This is a genomic window from Simiduia sp. 21SJ11W-1 (assembly GCF_024138675.1).
GTDB lineage: Bacteria > Pseudomonadota > Gammaproteobacteria > Pseudomonadales > Cellvibrionaceae > Simiduia.
Genome location: NZ_CP090959.1, coordinates 3,540,252 through 3,556,492, shown reverse-complemented (window position 1 = coordinate 3,556,492; position 16,241 = coordinate 3,540,252). Strand labels below are relative to the sequence as shown.

21 protein-coding genes are annotated in these 16,241 nt (G+C 47.8%); 14 read left to right on the top strand and 7 right to left on the bottom strand.

The window, feature by feature from the left end:
* On the bottom strand, nt 1-396 hold the full coding sequence (gene cdd / locus L1F30_RS15670) for a cytidine deaminase (protein ID WP_253357656.1): 396 nt from the start codon (nt 394-396) through the stop codon (nt 1-3).
* A gap of 670 nt (nt 397-1,066) precedes the next feature.
* Between cdd and L1F30_RS15665 the strand changes: the two genes are divergently transcribed.
* From L1F30_RS15665 to L1F30_RS15630, 8 genes are all read left to right on the top strand, one after another.
* Nucleotides 1,067-1,483 carry a hypothetical protein gene (locus tag L1F30_RS15665; RefSeq protein ID WP_253357654.1) on the top strand — a complete coding sequence of 139 codons (417 nt, stop codon included), beginning with the start codon at nt 1,067-1,069 and terminating at the stop codon, nt 1,481-1,483.
* An 87-nt stretch (nt 1,484-1,570) separates the two neighbouring features.
* A complete protein-coding gene (locus tag L1F30_RS15660) occupies nt 1,571-1,951 on the top strand; it encodes a VOC family protein (protein ID WP_253357652.1) in 381 nt (126 codons plus the stop codon).
* Nucleotides 1,952-2,457: 506 nt separating this feature from the next.
* Nucleotides 2,458-2,829 (top strand): hypothetical protein, encoded by a 372-nt coding sequence (locus L1F30_RS15655; protein WP_253357650.1) that lies wholly within the window; start codon nt 2,458-2,460, stop codon nt 2,827-2,829.
* A gap of 471 nt (nt 2,830-3,300) precedes the next feature.
* Nucleotides 3,301-3,681: a VOC family protein gene (locus tag L1F30_RS15650; RefSeq protein WP_253357648.1), complete on the top strand. Its 381-nt coding sequence runs from the start codon at nt 3,301-3,303 to the stop codon at nt 3,679-3,681.
* Nucleotides 3,682-4,277: 596 nt separating this feature from the next.
* Nucleotides 4,278-4,538: a hypothetical protein gene (locus L1F30_RS15645; protein ID WP_253357646.1), complete on the top strand. Its 261-nt coding sequence runs from the start codon at nt 4,278-4,280 to the stop codon at nt 4,536-4,538.
* Nucleotides 4,539-4,663: 125 nt separating this feature from the next.
* A complete protein-coding gene (locus L1F30_RS15640; protein ID WP_253357644.1) occupies nt 4,664-5,014 on the top strand; it encodes a hypothetical protein in 351 nt (116 codons plus the stop codon).
* Between the two features lie 2,253 nt (nt 5,015-7,267).
* Nucleotides 7,268-7,753 carry a hypothetical protein gene (locus L1F30_RS15635; RefSeq protein ID WP_253357642.1) on the top strand — a complete coding sequence of 162 codons (486 nt, stop codon included), beginning with the start codon at nt 7,268-7,270 and terminating at the stop codon, nt 7,751-7,753.
* An 85-nt stretch (nt 7,754-7,838) separates the two neighbouring features.
* Nucleotides 7,839-8,120 (top strand): hypothetical protein, encoded by a 282-nt coding sequence (locus L1F30_RS15630; protein WP_253357640.1) that lies wholly within the window; start codon nt 7,839-7,841, stop codon nt 8,118-8,120.
* A 108-nt stretch (nt 8,121-8,228) separates the two neighbouring features.
* Here L1F30_RS15630 and L1F30_RS15625 read toward each other — a convergent pair whose 3' ends face one another.
* Nucleotides 8,229-8,519, bottom strand: a complete 291-nt coding sequence (locus L1F30_RS15625; protein WP_253357638.1) for a type II toxin-antitoxin system RelE/ParE family toxin — start codon at nt 8,517-8,519, stop codon at nt 8,229-8,231.
* Nucleotides 8,509-8,733 carry a type II toxin-antitoxin system Phd/YefM family antitoxin gene (locus L1F30_RS15620; protein WP_371922667.1) on the bottom strand — a complete coding sequence of 75 codons (225 nt, stop codon included), beginning with the start codon at nt 8,731-8,733 and terminating at the stop codon, nt 8,509-8,511. Before L1F30_RS15620 ends, L1F30_RS15625 begins: the two co-directional genes overlap by 11 nt.
* Nucleotides 8,734-8,953: 220 nt before the next feature.
* On the opposite strand from L1F30_RS15620, the gene L1F30_RS15615 reads away from it, so the two are divergent.
* The 5 genes from L1F30_RS15615 to L1F30_RS15595 all read left to right on the top strand — a co-directional run bounded on the left by L1F30_RS15615 (nt 8,954) and on the right by L1F30_RS15595 (nt 12,019).
* On the top strand, nt 8,954-9,232 hold the full coding sequence (locus L1F30_RS15615) for a hypothetical protein (RefSeq protein WP_253357634.1): 279 nt from the start codon (nt 8,954-8,956) through the stop codon (nt 9,230-9,232).
* A gap of 141 nt (nt 9,233-9,373) precedes the next feature.
* Nucleotides 9,374-9,832 carry a DUF2310 family Zn-ribbon-containing protein gene (locus L1F30_RS15610; protein WP_253356246.1) on the top strand — a complete coding sequence of 153 codons (459 nt, stop codon included), beginning with the start codon at nt 9,374-9,376 and terminating at the stop codon, nt 9,830-9,832.
* Between the two features lie 454 nt (nt 9,833-10,286).
* On the top strand, nt 10,287-10,742 hold the full coding sequence (locus L1F30_RS15605; RefSeq protein WP_253357632.1) for a lysozyme inhibitor LprI family protein: 456 nt from the start codon (nt 10,287-10,289) through the stop codon (nt 10,740-10,742).
* Between the two features lie 112 nt (nt 10,743-10,854).
* Nucleotides 10,855-11,136 carry a hypothetical protein gene (locus L1F30_RS15600; RefSeq protein WP_253356743.1) on the top strand — a complete coding sequence of 94 codons (282 nt, stop codon included), beginning with the start codon at nt 10,855-10,857 and terminating at the stop codon, nt 11,134-11,136.
* A 424-nt stretch (nt 11,137-11,560) separates the two neighbouring features.
* Nucleotides 11,561-12,019 (top strand): hypothetical protein, encoded by a 459-nt coding sequence (locus tag L1F30_RS15595; RefSeq protein ID WP_253357630.1) that lies wholly within the window; start codon nt 11,561-11,563, stop codon nt 12,017-12,019.
* 68 nt (nt 12,020-12,087) lie between these two features.
* Here L1F30_RS15595 and L1F30_RS15590 read toward each other — a convergent pair whose 3' ends face one another.
* Both L1F30_RS15590 and L1F30_RS15585 read right to left on the bottom strand, forming a co-directional pair.
* Nucleotides 12,088-12,348: a Txe/YoeB family addiction module toxin gene (locus L1F30_RS15590; protein WP_253357622.1), complete on the bottom strand. Its 261-nt coding sequence runs from the start codon at nt 12,346-12,348 to the stop codon at nt 12,088-12,090.
* Nucleotides 12,345-12,596: a type II toxin-antitoxin system Phd/YefM family antitoxin gene (locus L1F30_RS15585; protein ID WP_253357620.1), complete on the bottom strand. Its 252-nt coding sequence runs from the start codon at nt 12,594-12,596 to the stop codon at nt 12,345-12,347. Before L1F30_RS15585 ends, L1F30_RS15590 begins: the two co-directional genes overlap by 4 nt.
* Before the next feature lie 221 nt (nt 12,597-12,817).
* Between L1F30_RS15585 and L1F30_RS15580 the strand changes: the two genes are divergently transcribed.
* Nucleotides 12,818-13,213 (top strand): MmcQ/YjbR family DNA-binding protein, encoded by a 396-nt coding sequence (locus L1F30_RS15580; RefSeq protein WP_253357618.1) that lies wholly within the window; start codon nt 12,818-12,820, stop codon nt 13,211-13,213.
* On the opposite strand, the gene L1F30_RS15575 is transcribed toward L1F30_RS15580, so the two are convergent.
* Nucleotides 13,175-14,080 carry a hydroxymethylglutaryl-CoA lyase gene (locus L1F30_RS15575; protein ID WP_253357616.1) on the bottom strand — a complete coding sequence of 302 codons (906 nt, stop codon included), beginning with the start codon at nt 14,078-14,080 and terminating at the stop codon, nt 13,175-13,177. The genes L1F30_RS15580 and L1F30_RS15575 overlap by 39 nt on opposite strands.
* Before the next feature lie 139 nt (nt 14,081-14,219).
* Nucleotides 14,220-16,232, bottom strand: coding sequence for an acetyl/propionyl/methylcrotonyl-CoA carboxylase subunit alpha (locus L1F30_RS15570; RefSeq protein ID WP_253357614.1), 2,013 nt, complete (start codon nt 16,230-16,232; stop codon nt 14,220-14,222).
* Between the last annotated feature and the right edge of the window lie 9 nt (nt 16,233-16,241).

Sequence of the window (16,241 nt, the reverse complement as noted above, 5' to 3'; positions counted from 1 at the left end):
CTAAAGGTCCGCTTGGCTAAAGGCAAAAGGCAGCAGCTCGCCCATGGTAACCGTGCGGCTTGCACCTTGGGTGTTGTACAAATACACGGGGAAATCTGAGCCCACAAATTCGCTCATCACCTGGCGGCACATACCGCAGGGCATCACAAATTGTTCGCCCTTGCCCGCCAGCAAATGAATGGCCGCAAATTGATCTACCTTGCCCGTTTGCGAAACCGCACTCACAAACGCCGAGCGCTCGGCACAAATAGTACCGCCGAAGGATGCGTTCTCTACGTTTACACCGCGCACTTCGGTGCCGTCTTTCAGCACCAATATTGCCGCCACCTGAAAGTGGGAGTAAGGCGCGTGGGCGTGCGCCTGCAGCGCCTGCAGTTTCTCAAAGTAGCTGGCCATTGGAAATCCTTGCATCAAGGCAGGCGGACTGCCTGCAAAAAAGGTGTATTAATAAATCGCTTAATCGTTTAAGTCAAGTTAAGTGGGTATTTATAGGACGCGTGAGGCACGCGCGGTTGACCCTTGGGGGCTTAAATATGCAGCATTAAGCCGTGCTCGCTGCGGTGCGCGGCGTGCTTTACCGTTGCAAGTGCGCGCGGGCCTATTGGGCGGGTATGGCTGTTGGCCTGAGTAATTGGCTCGGTGAAGGTGAAGAGGGGGGCGAGCGAGGCGGCTTTTCGAATCGCCTTCCCACAAGGCGGCAATGGTAAAAAACGTTGATAAGTTAGCGTAAGTGAGGCTCGATAGCAGCGCGAAATTAGGGTTTTTAAATCCCGCAACTGTTGTTTTTCAGTAGCCTGGTCTGATTTTTCTCTACCGGTTATGGCCTGATAGATTATAGAAAGCCTATATTTTTTAAGCGCTTATGAAGTATATTTCGAATGCTTCTACCGGAGATATGTTGCCAGCAGAAACTGCAGGCCAGCAATATCTGATGAATTAGGCGCCAAAATAGCGCGCCATAATCAAAAATACAGGGACCCAGCGTGGAAAATGCAGATTTTTTAGAAAATAAATATCCGCGCTTCGTCCGTTGAATAAGCTGTTATGACTCAATGGAAATCGACACATGAAATATAGATTCTTAGTGGCCGTTCTAGTTTTGTCTGCATGCAATGCGACAACGCCAAAAAAGGAAAACAATATAATTGTGGCAGACGGTACAGAAATTCAGCAATTTGAAGCTATGTTTTTCTGCAGCGATAAGGAAGGGTTTATGGTCGCCCTAGGTGATGTGGGCACTCATTTGGGGAAATCCTGGGATGCAATAATGGGTGATAATAACCAAACGGAGTGTACGGTTCGTATTAAAGTAAATAAAGCCGGCGACATTCTAGAGCATGAAATTGTTACATGTGAAGACCCCACTAAATTAATAGATGTAATTAAAGTCGCTTCTCCTGTGCCAGTTCCAACGAATGAATGTCTGCTGCAGAAAGTCAATGAAGTTAATTACACTTTAAATTCAAACAAAGAAAAGTCATAACAAGTCAAACCAGCAAGGGCCCTTCGGGCCGGGACACGCATACGCGCGCCCCTGTTTGAGGCGTTATGCGTCATTCGGAATGAAACCATGAATTTGAATCAGGTAACGCTTCCTGTAAGCGATATGGAGTCGGCCACCGATTTTTATCGAAAAATAGGATTTCTTCAAATTGTGGATACTCCACACTATGCTCGGTTTGAATGTCCGGAAGGTGGTTCAACATTTTCGCTTAGTCTAGAAAAGAAGGAATTTTCAAACGGAAGCATTATTTACTTCGAACATGAGAATCTTGAAGAGTGGGTTCGAGAATTAGAAGCTAAAGGTATTGTGTTTGATGAACTTCCAACTGACAAGCGGTATCTTTGGAGGGAAGCTATTCTTCATGATCCGTCTGGTAACAAAATAAAATTGTACTGGGCGGGTGAGAATAGGATAAACCCACCCTGGCGCGTTGAAATCGGCGCATAACAAAGCACTGCAGCCGACAGCTTACTTTGTGCACCTTTTGCGCGGTCGCTGTCGCTCCCATTTTCGCGCAAAATGCGCCCAAAGTAAGCTGCGTCTGAGCGCGGCGTTATTGAGCCAGGCCATTTTTACAAGTAGATAGTAAGGGAATGATTTCAGCAGTGTGCCAACAATCGGCATGCCAGTATCAAGGATTGCACTGTACCTAAGTCCGTAGTTTCGTTCTTCGTGCCACCAAAAATTGTGTAGCTTCGGCAAGTGCATGCCTTGTTTATGGTGTGCCCTAAGCGGGTTTTAAATGGCCTATAGGTAAAGTATTCTTACCAAAATTAATTGCCATCGGCTGCGCTGGCGCTTCGCATCGTGCGTTGTAGCAAGTGGGGCAGGTGGCTTCAATAACAAGCGGTTATAATCGCCGCACAAAAAACGTGCGGCTGGGACGGCCTACGCTGACGCTCCGGCCGCCCCTAAACCGGGCGTTATGCACTCCTAGGCAAAGAGAAATTTAAGTGAAAATTGAAAGTGTATTAATAGTATTTGGATTGATTTCATTGACAATAGTAGGACTTTCGGGGTTTCTATATACATCAAGTATGATAGTGACATCGTTTCAAGCTGCAATGATATTTGGTGTTGATTATGGTTCAGATAAAGTATTCTCCATGTTGGCTATTACTGCCAAAATCCATTTGGTGATCATTCTGATTTTATTGCCAGGTCTAATTTCCACATCAGTTGGTATTTTTGAATTTAATCATAATCCAAAGTGGCATAGTGTTTGTCTAAAGATTATTTCATTTATACTTTTTTTTGGGTTTCCATTGTTGTCAGTCTTGGCAGTATATTTATTTATAATTTCAGGGAGAAGGCGTTTTGCATAACAAGTGGTTTTAGGGTCGCCGCGAAAGACGCGGCTGGGACGGCCTACGCTTCGCTCCGGCCGCCCCTAAACCAGGCGTTATTGAGCCAAGCCATTTTTACAAGTAGATGATAAGGGAATGAAATCAGCAGTGTGCCAATAATCGGCATGCCGGCATCAAGGATTGTGCTGTACCTAAGTACGTAGTTTCGTTCTTCGTGCCACTAAAGTTCCCGTAGTTCTATCACGTGCATGCCTTGTTTGTGGTGTGCCCTAAGCGGGTTTTAAATGGCCCATAGGTAAAGTATTCTTACCAAAATTAATTGCCATCGGCTGCGCTGGCGCTTCGCATCGTGCGTTGTAGCAAGTGGAGCAGGTGGCTTCAATAACAAGCGGTTATAATCGCCGCACAAAAAACGTGCGGCTGGGACGGCCTACGCTGGCGCTGCGGCCGCCCCTAAACCGGGCGTTATGCAATCTAAAGAGTAAAAGTATGAATATGAATCAGGTGACTTTGCCAGTAATAAATATGGAAGAGGCAACAGATTTTTATAGGCGAATGGGATTTCTTCAAATAGTAGATACTCCCCACTATGCCCGGTTTGAATGTCCTGAGGGTGAAGCCACTTTTTCCCTTTCTCTCCAAGCAAATCAATATTCAAATGGTGCGGCAATCTACTTTGAGAATACAGAGTTGGATAAGTTAGTTCTTGGCCTAAAGAAAAAAGGGTTTAAGTTCGATCAAGAGCCCATGGATATGAATTATCTATGGAGAGAAGCTGTGCTGCATGACCCATCGGGTAATAAAATTAAACTATTTTGGGCTGGTGAAAACCGTTTAAATCCTCCATGGAGAGTCGAACAAAGTGCATAACAAGGCAATTTACCGGACTTCCACTGCGTTGTTCCTTTTGCGGTTAATCGCTACGCTACCGCAAAATCCACAACTTCGTTTCAGCCGGTAATTGCGGCGTTATTGAGCCAAGCCATTTTTACAAGTAGATAGTAAGGGAATGATTTCAACAGTGTGCCAATAATAGGCATGCCGGTATCAAGGATTGTGCTGTACCTAAGTACGTAGTTTCGTTCTTCGTGCCAATAAAATCCTGTGTAGTTGCATCCCGTGCATGCCTTGAATGTGGTGTGCCCTAAGCGGGTTTTAAATGGCCCATAGGTAAAGTATTCTTACCAAAATTAATTGCCATCAGCTGCGCTGGCGCTTCGCATCGTGCGTTGTAGCAAGTGGGGCAGGTGGCTTCAATAACAAGCGGTTATAATCGCCGCACAAAAAACGTGCGGCTGGGACGGCCTACGCTGGCGCTCCGGCCGCCCCTAAACCGGGCGTTAGCACTCAAGGAAATCATGAATCAGTGCCCCTATTGTAGCGAGAAAACAATTAGTGCTTGGCAAAAGTTCAAAGCTAGTGACTTTTATCCGGCTATATGTTTTTCGTGTGGAAAACCGTCTCGTATGTCCACTAGTTTAAATACAATCGAAGGTTTAGCTGGCACAGTACTTTTTCCGGTTGCTGCTGTTTTTTCTTTCCTTAACAAAACTTGGTTGCCACTGGTTGCTTTCGCGTTTATCTTAGTGCTTGGGGTATTTTTAAAGTTGCGGTATCTGCCAATGGTTGCAGTAAACGAAAAGGCCGTAGTTAAAAAATACTGGTTCGCTTTTGGCGCATTGGTAATGTTGTTTATCTGGTTGCTTTATGATGGATTCATCAGGTAAAAGCGCTAACAAGTTGCTCCATTTGACGCAGCGCTCTGCGCTCCTTTTTGTGCATTCGCTACGCTCATTGTTGCACAAAAATCCACTACAACCGCCGCGCAAATGAGCAAGGCGTTAGTTTCTTTATGGATACGTACGATTTTACTAAAGAGAAACTGATTGCTCTGGGCTTCGAAACCAATGAAGTCGAAGATCTAGCAAAGACGATTTCCGAATCACAGGTACTGAATGAAGAAGTCTTTAAACAATTTAATGCAATCGCAGATAAGTTGCCGTGGCCACAAGATCATGACTTTGGAGCCTTAGCTCTACAAAAGTGGGCGGCATCAGCTACCAAGCCAGTTGCAAGAATGATGATAGAAAAAGCAATACAAAGGGCTGGATATTGTGCCCAATGCTCTACATCTGGTGGAGAAGGCCTTGCAAGATCAGAGCATGTACGGGAGTTAGAGTGTGAATATAGGCAGAGAAACTAACAAGGGTGGTCAAGGCGCGGCTATCGCCGCTGGACTCGCTGACGCTCGCCCTTGCCACCGGCGTTAAATTCCTATGCAGGTCATCGGTACATTGCTCATATATATCGCGGTAGCATGTTTAGGCTGCTATCAACTGATGCTGTATCTTAAAAGAAAGAAGGGTGTTGGAGTTCTTCAGTTAGGGGCAACTGCAATATTTCATTTGCAAGAACTGATTGAGCAAGAATATGTTTTCAAACTAAAAGTGCTGTATGTGGTTGGTATGTTAGGGCTATTTGGTGCAATCATCATTCGATGTGTAATCTAGTTACTAAATTTAACAAGGGTGGTCATGTCGCAGCTATCGCTGCTGGACGGCCTCCGCTGCGCTGCGGCCGCCCATGCCACCGGCGTTATGCGGAAAAGCGAAATCCTGAGAACGATGGAGCACAAATTACTTCGTAGTCATGATCAACAAGGCATCGAAGTGGGGTGGCTCCAAGAAGTTCTGATGAAAAGAAGATTGGTTAGCGGTGCCCATCACTGGTAGCTTCGTAGTCAAGAAGGGTTTGCGGTCAAAGTGCGCGCTTTAGAATATGCTGTGTTTTAAGCGCACTTTTAGTAAAGGGCTTTTCTTGCTGGGCCAAGAAATGGCAGTGTTAATTTAGGAATATAGGCCTGTAAGTTGGGCAAAATAAACAAAGGGCGGTGCGTAACTAGGTCGCGCATAACAAGCGGTTCTAGGGTCGCCGCAAAAAAACGCGGCTGGGACGGCCTACGCTGACGCTCCGGCCGCCCCTAAACCGGGCGTTATGCGGAAAAACGAAATCCTGAGAGTGATGTCGAAAAAATTACTCCGTAGTCATGATTGGCGCGGCATCAAAATGAAGTGGTTCAAAGGGGTAAGGCTACAAATAGAATTGATTAGGCTAGCCCATTGTTAGTAACTTCGTAGTCAATAAAATCTTGGCACCAAAGATAAGCCTAAGAAAAGAGTGTTGTATACTCACATTTGCTAAGTGTATTTTCTTGCTCTGCTAGGTAGTGGCAATGTTGGTGCAAAAATAGTGGGCCAAAAGTAAATTAATATTAACAAAGGGCGGTGCGTAACTAGGTCGCGCATAACAAGCGGTTCTAGGGTCGCCGCAAAAAACGCGGCTGGGACGGCCTACGCTGACGCTCCGGCCGCCCCTAAACCGGGCGTTAAAATGCTCTGCGTTTTTGTGAAAGTCGCAAGAATCAAAGTGAGCACATGAAGTCTAGTATTCGGCATCAGGGAGTGTGCCAGCGTCAATATCGCAGTTTCTCCCCGTGCCACGTTTAAGTCCGTAGTGGCGTACAGTTTGTAGCTTCTTTCGTTTAAATAGGTGGGTTCGCAGGTTGTCCTATTTGTGGCATTCTTGCGGGTAAAATTAATTGGCTTTGGGTTACGCTGCCGCTTCACAACACACGTTGTAGATGTTTTGGCAGATCGCAGTTTTAACAAGGGTGGTCATGTCGCAGCTATCGCTGCTGGACGGCCTCCGCTTCGCTGCGGCCGCCCATGCCACCGGCGTTAAGGTGCTCTAGAAAATTTTGATCGAGCTAGTGCCTGGCAGGAAGTTTTACGCAGTTTCATAGAATTCCGGCCTCAGGGAGCGTGCCGCGTCTAAATCGCAGTTTCTCCCAGTGCCAAAAAGTAAGCCCGTAGTGGTGCGTAGTTCGCAGCATCTTTCGGCATAAGTTTAGGTTTCGCAGGGTAGCCAAGCTGTGGCATTCTTGCGGGTAAAATTAATCAGTTTAAGGTTTCGCTGCCGCTCCACAACGTACGTTGTAGCAAGTTTGGTAGATCGCATCCTTAACAAGGGCGGTCATGTCGCAGCTAGCGCTGCTGGACGGCCTCCGCTGCGCTGCGGCCGCCCATGCCACCGGCGTTAAAATGCTCTGCGTTTTTGTGAAAGTCGCAAGAATCAAAGTGAGCACATGAAGTCTAGTACTCGGCATCAGGGAGTGTGCCAGCGTCAATATCGCAGTTTCTCCCCGTGCCACGTTTAAGTCCGTAGTGGCGTACAGTTTGTAGCTTCTTTCGGTTTAATATTAAGGTTCGCAGGTTGTCCTGTTTGTGGCATTCTTGCGGGTAAAATTAATTCGGTGTGGGTTACGCTGCCGCTTCACACCGCACGTTGTAGATGTTTAGGCAGATCGCAGTTTTAACAAGGGTGGTCATGTCGCAGCTATCGCTGCTGGACGGCCCCCGCTGCGCTGCGGCCGCCCATGCCACCGGCGTTATGCAAAATGAAGAAACTATTACAGATATCTATAGCCCTGATATTTTCTGCAGCAGTCAATGCTAATGAATATCCAGAACAAATTGAGTTCAAGGAATGGATTATCGAAAATTTTGATCAGCTGAAATCGCTAGATATTAAACTGCAGCAGGATGATAGGTTTGATTATATATGGAATATCGTGCCGCCGAGATTTAGGTCTAGGAGTCAAAATGGGAAAAGTGTAGATATTCAAGATAAAGAAGACTACATAAAACTCCTACCCAAAAATGCAAATGTTCTCATATCTAGTGACAACAAAAAGTTTGTAATAGAAAACGGCGTTTCGTCGGTTTGCGGAAAGAAAATGTGTATAGTCTCTGCTGTTATGTTCAGATCAGACTTCGATGGCTCTACCTGTCAAGAGGCTGCGGAGCCAGCACCAGGAGTTTGCTTTATAAGAATGTTTGAGAATTGGTACTTAAGGTATCTTATCTTTGATGTTGATGCATAACAAACGCAATCAAACCGGCCTGTCGGCCTCGACTCGCTACGCTCGCGTTTGTTGCGGGCGTTATGTTTCACCAGGAATCTAAGCCGTGGAAATCTCCAAAGAAGAAAAAGAACTCTTGAAGCAATATCAATCTCTATCAGACTCAATGCCAAGTCTTGCCAGTCGGGTGGCAATTGAGGTTGTTCCTCCAGCAATCTTTGTGGCAATAGGGCTGTTTACTGGTCAAGTGATTTGGTTTTTGGTCGTTATCACCCTGATGGTTGTTTACAATGTTCAGCGTGTTCTTAGGCAATATAAAAATATAATCAAGTTAAAATCTATATCAGAGAAGACAATCGGTAGTATCGGTGGAGAGCCAAAAACATAACAAGCAGCGGCAGAGCGACAGCCAACGCTACGCACCTTTTGTGTTACTCGCTGACGCTCAAACATTAACACAAAATGCGCTCCGCGCTGGCTGCGCCTGCGCTGGGCGTTATGGCTCATCGCGCGAAAGCGCCAAGTCGTAAACTTCGTTTCGGTTTCGTTTTCCAACGACAAGGACGGTTACGGTAATTGTCGAGTCTGTTACTGAATAGACAAGACGATATCCGAGCTGGCGAAGTTTTATTTTGTAAAGATTTTTCCCGCCACGAATTGCAGAGGCGGGAACATGAGGAGTCTCAAGACGCTCAGCAAGCTTTTTCTTAAAGATGTCACGCACAGATGGGTTTAGTTTTTTCCACTCTTTGAGAGCGCTCTTTTTAAACTCAAGATTATAGGTCATCTAGCCGAACCTTGATACTCTCTTCGTCTATCCTGGCGCGTACGATTTCGAGGAGCTCCTTATCCTCAATTAGATTAATCATGGCCTCGTAGGCCTTGGCTGGAATGCAATAGAATGCGGGTTCGTTCCTATTTAGTACGGCGATAGGCATGCCTTCGCCACTGGAAACTACCTTCATGGGGTTGGCTTTCAGCTCAGATATACTAGCAGCCATTTCGGTAAGTATTTGATATGCCACGGTTTTGTACCTTTTTAACGCCAGCTGGAGACCTAATTATAGACCTATTTAAAGGTCTCCGAAAGGGCCATAACAAGGCGGTCAAGCGTGACGGCTATTTCGTCGCTTGTTTGTGTGGCGGTCGCTACGCTGCCACAACACAATCAACTACATAGCCGCAGCTTACCGCGGCGTTATGTGAAATCAAAGATCATCTATGGATAAGCCACGAATAAAGGTAGATTTTAATGAGCTTTTAGATAAAGACTTGGTTTTTTTATCTAAAACAGACACGAGGGAAGATTCAGATGGGAATGTTGTCATTCTATCAGAGGGCTTACATGTTTCTTTGTATGAACATAATGAATACAGCGACGGAGAGATAGAATATCTGTATGCGGAAGGGGTTGTTGTGCCTAATGTCATACAGGAAAATCCGATAGCTATTTGGTGTTGCAAAATTAACGAAAAAGGAATTACCGTTGTCAACGAGTAGTATATAGGTTTTTTAAGAGTGTCGTTGCACATAACAAAGCTATCCACCAGACTCCATTTCCGTCGCTTGGTTTTTGTGCTTGGATAGCACAAAAATCCAATCAACTCCAATTCGCCGGTGATAGCGGCGTTATGAGTTCATATGAGCAGCTACGATAAACTTAGACCTTGGACAGAGATAGAGAAATGTGATTGCAAAGAAATCACATCTATTGTACTTGTGGATATATTGACAGATAACCCAATTCACTGTTTTAGCTGCAAAAATGAAATAGATCCGGAAATTTTAAAATTAGATTTAAAATTAGTTGATGACATTGCGAGTTGGTATGGAATATTCCAGTCACTATACAACTTATGGTTAAATTCCGGAGAATATGAAGAGTATGCAAAAGAAAAGCTCATAAATAAAAATAGTCAGGTGAATGTCGAAGGTATGTCTGTTGCAAAAAGACTGTCTGTCTATTACCCGTCGTATTATTGGTGGTTCTCCGACACGGATGATGGTGAATTAATCCATTGCCCCAACTGCGCTACGAAACTAGACCCCAATGTTAAATTCGGCACGGGTAAATGCGAGGCCTGTAATGTTGTCGTTTAACACTCATAACAAATCGTGCCAGTCGGACAGTTTGTTCCGTGGCTTCTTTTGTGCAGGTCGCTACACTAGCACAAAACACCACTCCACAAACTGCCGCTGCACTCAGCGTTATGAAAAATTAGAGAGATTGATCGCGAAATGGAACAGGTAGTTGCTGTGACTGTTTTTATCAGCTGGGCGCTTTATATTACGGCTCTAGTAAAGGCGATAAGGGAGCCAGTTAAGTATGAATTGGGAAAGCACTTGCTCATCCCCTTTTTCTTTACAACCGGAAAAGGCAAGATGTGGGCGTCTATATGCTGGGTATTGTTTGTTGCGATATTCTATCTAACTAATTTACTTTTTGAGCTCGCAGGAATTAAAATTTCATAACAAGCGCAATCAAACCGGCCTGTCGGCCTCGACTCGCTACGCTCGCGTTTGTTGCGGGCGTTATATTTACCAAGGAAGTCCAGTGGTCATTACCAGAATAAGTTTATTAATTACTTTACTGTTTAGTCTCAATGTTTATTCCGAAGAAACAACGTCTTGTCTTGAAACGGCAATGAGTCAGCGAGATATGAATCAATGTGTAGGAATTGATTACAAAAAAGCTGAGTTCGAAATGCATCGAGTAATTAAAGAGATTCGAAGGCTATATAAAGGTGAGGTGAAATTTCTAACCAACCTAGAGAAATCGCAACAAAACTGGGAAACTCAACTTGAGTTAGATCTGGATTTGAAATACCCAAAAGCAGATGAGCCCATGTATTACGGAAGTGTTTTTCCAATGTGTTACTCTGGTTATAAAACAAGACTTACGCTTCAACGAATTGCCTTTTTGAAAGAGTGGTTAAAGGGTAGTACAGAGGGTGAAGTTTGTTCTGGTTCAGTAATGCACGAATACTATTTAAAGAATGGCAAAGGGTAAATATAACAAGCTGTTCAAGCGGGACAAATTACAGTTGGCTGGTTCCGCTTCGCTTCACATTTTAGCCAACTACAATTTGCCCCTTAACAGGGCGTTATGCAGTGGAAGATATATGGACATTAATCGACTTGATGGAATACTTGATAATGGATGGAACTCTACAAAGGAAGAGAGAGTCCGGTCAGCGCTTGAGTATCTCGAAGGTGTGGAGCCAGCAAAGGTATTGCCGGTCTTGAAAAGACTCAAAACTAAATATGAAGATCAACTCCTTTTGCAAGTGAGAAACATTACAGGATCAGGCTCTCAGCAAGACTACATTGATGCATATGTGTATGCTTTTGAAGCATGCGAAATAGTCTTAGATGCCATTAAAAAGAAGCATGATGTTGCATAACAAGCCAAAGCAGCAAGGGCCTGCGGCCGGGACGCGCTGAACGCGCGCCCCTGTTTGAGGCGTTATGTTGAAAGGACTCGATGAAGAAGATTAGTGTTAGGCATTTTGCGTCGAAGACCGTTCCATATAGAAGGACAGTGGACTGGGAATCTTCCCTAGTCGAAATTTTCGTAGGTTTAATGCTGGGTGTCTTTGCCTGGATTGGATACTCAGGTGGCCTAGGCCTGCTATTTGTACTTTGTGCTATTGGTCTAATTATTTGATTGTTATCTTTTCTTCACCGCGTTTATCTTTGGGTAAGGTATGGTTGGCAAAGCTAGTTCAAACATAACAAGCGGTTCTAGTCACCGCACAAAAAACGTGCGGCTGGGACGGCCTACGCTGACGCTCCGGCCGCCCCTAAACCGGGCGTTATGCAATCTAAATGAATAGACTAAGAACCTATGGTTTGGTAAGTATCGCTGCATCGTTAGCATTCTTTGCGCTGGGATTGCTTACCCATACTTTCGAAGCCGTGCCTGGCAAGATTGTTGATCTGAAGGAAATATTTGGATCTTCTGGTGGCGGCTCTTCAACCTATAAGAGTCCTATTCTTTCCGGTAGAGAGTCACCAACGGAATCATGGATTTCAGTAGAGTACAGATACATAGTAAACGGCAATGAGTATAATTCGCGCCTGATAGGGCTTTACTTACCGGTCAACCTCAGTATGCCGTCCTTTGAAAAAGGACAAGACGTTACTGTTTACTTGGCGCCATTCAATATTGCCTCAGTATTGAAGCGTGGCGCTGATTTAAGAATTGTTTTCGCACTATTTGTTCTTGGTATATGCCTACTAATATTTTATGAGTGGGCAACCAAAACAAGGAAAGAAAATGCATAACTAACGCAACCAAACCGGCCTATCGGCCTCGACTCGCTACGCTCGCGTGTGCTGTGGGCGTTAACGTTTTAGTACTCGTAGTGATAGCGTAACTGTGCGATCAAAAGACCATCATCGGACGCTTTATAGACGAAGCGGTGCTCATCGTTAATACGTCGAGACCAATAGCCAGAAAGGCCATGCTTTAGCGGCTCTGGCTTACCTATCCCTTCAGATGGGTTACGGGAAGTGTCCTTGATCAATGCGTTAATCCTTTTGACCATGGCTTTGTCTGTTTTCTGCCAATATAGATACTCTTCCCAAGCCCTGGAGGAGAAAGTTAACTTCATTCAATTAGCTCTCTCTCAGAGCCTTTTCCTGCCTCGAGCTCAGCTATAGACTCAAGCAGATGTCTAGCGTTTGCAGGAGAGCGCAGAAGGTAGGCGGTTTCCTCCATAGCCTGGTAGTCCTCGAGGGAGACCATTACCACGGGTGCCTCGCTCTTTCTGGTAATTATCACTGGAGAGTGGTCGTTACAGACCCGCTCCATGGTTTTGGCAAGGTTTGCTCGGGCTGCTGTGTAGCTTATGGCGTCCATAAATGATTCCTGTACGTAATTCTGTACATAACTGTAGGGCCGCGTAACAAGGTTGTCAACAGTATGTACTTTGGTACGCCTGCGTATGTAGCGGGCGTTCAGGGCATATCTATCGCTACTTGCACCCAAAGCCCTTGGGGCGTTTCAATCAATCTCTTGAGTGGCTCAAGCGATTAAATTGGCAGACAAGTGACTGCTCTGCTTACTACAGGGAGTATTTGGTGACAATTTACCTATTGGATGAGTTGCGCGCGCGCTTGCTTGATCAGGTGGCGGCCACAGAAGATACGCCCTTCGGCCCGGAGGTGTTGGTGTATCGGGTATGCGGCAAGATGTTTGCGCTGTTGTCTTGGCAGGATGATCCCCTGCGCCTGAATTTAAAGTGCGACCCTGTGGAGGCCGGTTTTTTGCGCGAGCAATACTCGGCAATATTGCCTGGGTATCACATGAACAAAAAGCACTGGAATACGCTGGTGTTGGATGGCTCCTTGCCCGCGGATTTCCTGCAGGCCCAGATCAATAGCTCTTATGCCCTGGTGGTTAAGGGCCTTAAAAAGTCTGAGCGCGCGGCGCTGGCCTCAGGTGCACTTGGCGGCGAGTGCTCGCGCAACCTTTGATTGGCTGTGGCGGCCGAGCTGTGCGCAGATTGCCTGGCCGGCCTGGGCCAGGCGGTTGAGATCTACACCATGGCTCATGCCAAGGCCGTTGAGTAAATACACCAGATCCTCTGTTGCCACATTGCCCGAGGCGCCCTTGGCATAGGGGCAGCCGCCCAGGCCTGCCACCGAGCTGTCGAACACGCGTACGCCAAGTTGAATGGCGCGGTAGATATTAGCCAGAGCCTGGCCGTAGGTGTCGTGGGCGTGCAGGGCGAGTTTTTCCATCGGCAGATGCACTGCGCAGGCGTTGATGACGGCTTCTATGCTGGCCGGTGTGCCGGTGCCGATGGTGTCGCCGAGTGAAATCTCGTAACAACCTGCCGCGTACAATTGCGTTGCTACCTCGGCCACTTTCGCGGGCGCGACATCACCTTCATAGGGGCAGCCCGCCACGCAAGAGACGTATCCGCGCACGGGAATGTTTGCAGCCTTTGCAGCATCCATGATGGGGGCGAAGCGCTCGATGCTCTCGCTTATGGAGCAGTTAATATTTTTCTGGCTGAACGCCTCCGATGCGGCTGCAAAAATAGCCACTTCGCTGGCGCCGACGGCGATGGCGCGCTCGTAGCCTTTGAGGTTGGGTGTGAGTGCGGCGTAGCGCACGCCGGGTTTGCGGGTGATGCCTTCAAACACTGCCTCGCTGCCGGCCATTTGGGGCACCCATTTGGGATTTACAAAACTGCCGGCTTCAATCACTTGAAGGCCCGCCTCAGACAGCGCATTGACGAGGGCAATTTTATCTGCGGCATCGATGGGTTGCGGCTCGTTTTGCAGGCCGTCGCGCGGGCCCACTTCTACAATTTTTACGGACTGTGGGGTATTCATAGGGCAACTCCGGTAGCGCACAGGGTTAGCGAATAATGGCGTCGGGCTTTTTAAAACAAAGAGTTTACAGCCTAGGGGTTAGAGCTAACTACAGCTTATGAGGCAGGCCGCAGCCCAGCGGCGGCCTGCCTGTAAACAGCTAATTAGCCCGGGCCACTTCAAAATCCACGAGCAGTGCGCCACCGTCTACCAGTTCGCCATCGGCAAAGTAAAATTGTTTCACAGTGCCTTTGGCCGGGGCCTTGATGGTGTGTTCCATTTTCATGGCCTCCATCACCAGCAGCGGTGTGCCAGCCTCTACTTCTGTGCCTTCGCTCACAAGCTGTGCCACCAGCGTGCCGTTCATGGGGGCGGTTAAGCCGCCAGCCAGGCTTTGGTCGTCGGCTTCACCTGTGTCTGGCAGTGTGCGGCTGAAATCCAGCACGTGGTTAAAGCAATAGAGGCTGATGTGGTTGTTGTCTTCATTAACTTGCAGCTTTTGGCGGTGGCCATCCATATCTGCAACCATTTGGTTGCCGCACAGGCTGCCCTGCAAGGTGGTGGTTTTACCCGCATGGGTTACTTTGTAACGCGTGGCCGCGCCCGAGCCCGTTTGCTCTACCAGCAGTGCGTGGGCTTCGCCGTGTACGTTAATGGCAAAGCGGTGTTTGCGGCTGCCGTCTGTGCGCCAGTGATCGGCTACATTCCAAGGTGAGTGTTGATCGGTTGCTGGCGCCAGCGCTTGCGCATCCTGGGCTTGCTTTAGCGCAAGATAGAGGGCTGCCAATGGAATAAAGCGCTCTAGGTGATCGCCTGAGTTTTGGAAAATGAGCGACTGGTGTTTTTCGATAAAACCGGTATCCAGTTCTGCCGCGCGGAAGGGCTCGGTACTCACCAGGTTGTAGAGAAAGCCGAGGTTTGTGGTCATGCCGCCGATGCGGTATTCACTCAAGGCTTTTTGCAGGCGGCGCAGTGCGCTGTCGCGGTCGCGGCCCCAGACCACAAGCTTTGCGATCATCGGGTCGTAATACACGCTTACCTCATCACCCTGGCGCACGCCGGTTTCTACGCGCACATAGTCGCCTTCATCCGGAGCATCTAAATAACTGAGGGTGCCGGTAACGGGCAGGAAGTCGTTGTCTGGGTCTTCTGCGTAGATGCGCGCTTCAAAACTGTGGCCGTCTATTTGCAATTGCTCTTGGGTGAGCGGCAAGGGCTCATTGGCGGCTACGCGCAGTTGCCACTCCACCAGATCCTGATGGGTGATCATTTCGGTGACGGGGTGCTCAACCTGCAGGCGCGTGTTCATTTCCATAAAGTAGAAAGAGCCGTCGATATCCAGCAAAAACTCTACCGTGCCTGCGCCTGCGTAATTGATTGCCTGGGCTGCTTTCAGTGCGGCCTCGCCCATGGCGGCGCGCAGGGCCGGGTCCATACCCGGTGCTGGCGCTTCTTCTACAACCTTTTGGTGGCGGCGCTGCACTGAACAATCGCGTTCAAACAGATACACGCCCCGTTCGTGATTGTCGCAGAACACCTGGATCTCAACGTGGCGGGGTTGGGTTAAATATTTTTCAACCAGCATGGTGTCGTCGCCGAAGGCGTTCATGGCTTCGCGCTTGGCGGCATCCAGGGCTGCACTGAATTCTTTTTCGCTCCACACCTGGCGCATGCCTTTGCCGCCACCGCCGGCGGCGGCTTTTAGTAGCACAGGGTAGCCCATGGCATCGGCGTGTTGCTTGATGATGGCCGGTGACTGGTCGTCGCCGTGGTAACCCGGCACCAGAGGCACACCGGCTTTTTCCATAATGGTTTTGGCGGCAGACTTAGAGCCCATGGCCTCAATAGCGCCAATGGGCGGGCCGATGAACACAATGCCGGCTTCATCACAGGCGCGCGCAAAGCCCGCGTTTTCCGATAAAAAACCGTAGCCCGGGTGAATGGCCTGGGCGCCGGTTTGTTTTGCCGCGGCCAGAATTTTATCGCCACATAAATAGCTTTCGCGCGAGGGCGCAGCGCCAATGTGCACGGCTTCATCGGCCATGGCTACGTGCAGGCTGTCGCGGTCGGCATCGGAGTAAACAGCAACGGTGCGAATACCCATTTTTTTTGCCGTGCGCATCACGCGGCAGGCAATTTCGCCGCGATTGGCAATCAATATTTTAGTAAACATAGAGGCTCC

Coding starts and splice junctions, on each gene's coding strand:
- L1F30_RS15625 (WP_253357638.1), bottom strand. CDS start 8,519: ATGACCTATAATCTTGAGTTTAAAAAGAGCGCTCTCAAAGAGTGGAAA.
- L1F30_RS15585 (WP_253357620.1), bottom strand. CDS start 12,596: ATGGACGCCATAAGCTACACAGCAGCCCGAGCAAACCTTGCCAAAACC.
- L1F30_RS15600 (WP_253356743.1), top strand. CDS start 10,855: ATGGACATTAATCGACTTGATGGAATACTTGATAATGGATGGAACTCT.
- L1F30_RS15635 (WP_253357642.1), top strand. CDS start 7,268: ATGAAGAAACTATTACAGATATCTATAGCCCTGATATTTTCTGCAGCA.
- L1F30_RS15590 (WP_253357622.1), bottom strand. CDS start 12,348: ATGAAGTTAACTTTCTCCTCCAGGGCTTGGGAAGAGTATCTATATTGG.
- L1F30_RS15575 (WP_253357616.1), bottom strand. CDS start 14,080: ATGAATACCCCACAGTCCGTAAAAATTGTAGAAGTGGGCCCGCGCGAC.
- L1F30_RS15615 (WP_253357634.1), top strand. CDS start 8,954: ATGGATAAGCCACGAATAAAGGTAGATTTTAATGAGCTTTTAGATAAA.
- L1F30_RS15640 (WP_253357644.1), top strand. CDS start 4,664: ATGGATACGTACGATTTTACTAAAGAGAAACTGATTGCTCTGGGCTTC.
- L1F30_RS15570 (WP_253357614.1), bottom strand. CDS start 16,232: ATGTTTACTAAAATATTGATTGCCAATCGCGGCGAAATTGCCTGCCGC.
- L1F30_RS15620 (WP_371922667.1), bottom strand. CDS start 8,733: ATGGCTGCTAGTATATCTGAGCTGAAAGCCAACCCCATGAAGGTAGTT.
- L1F30_RS15665 (WP_253357654.1), top strand. CDS start 1,067: ATGAAATATAGATTCTTAGTGGCCGTTCTAGTTTTGTCTGCATGCAAT.
- L1F30_RS15595 (WP_253357630.1), top strand. CDS start 11,561: ATGAATAGACTAAGAACCTATGGTTTGGTAAGTATCGCTGCATCGTTA.
- L1F30_RS15610 (WP_253356246.1), top strand. CDS start 9,374: ATGAGCAGCTACGATAAACTTAGACCTTGGACAGAGATAGAGAAATGT.
- L1F30_RS15645 (WP_253357646.1), top strand. CDS start 4,278: ATGTCCACTAGTTTAAATACAATCGAAGGTTTAGCTGGCACAGTACTT.
- L1F30_RS15660 (WP_253357652.1), top strand. CDS start 1,571: ATGAATTTGAATCAGGTAACGCTTCCTGTAAGCGATATGGAGTCGGCC.
- L1F30_RS15650 (WP_253357648.1), top strand. CDS start 3,301: ATGAATATGAATCAGGTGACTTTGCCAGTAATAAATATGGAAGAGGCA.
- cdd (WP_253357656.1), bottom strand. CDS start 396: ATGGCCAGCTACTTTGAGAAACTGCAGGCGCTGCAGGCGCACGCCCAC.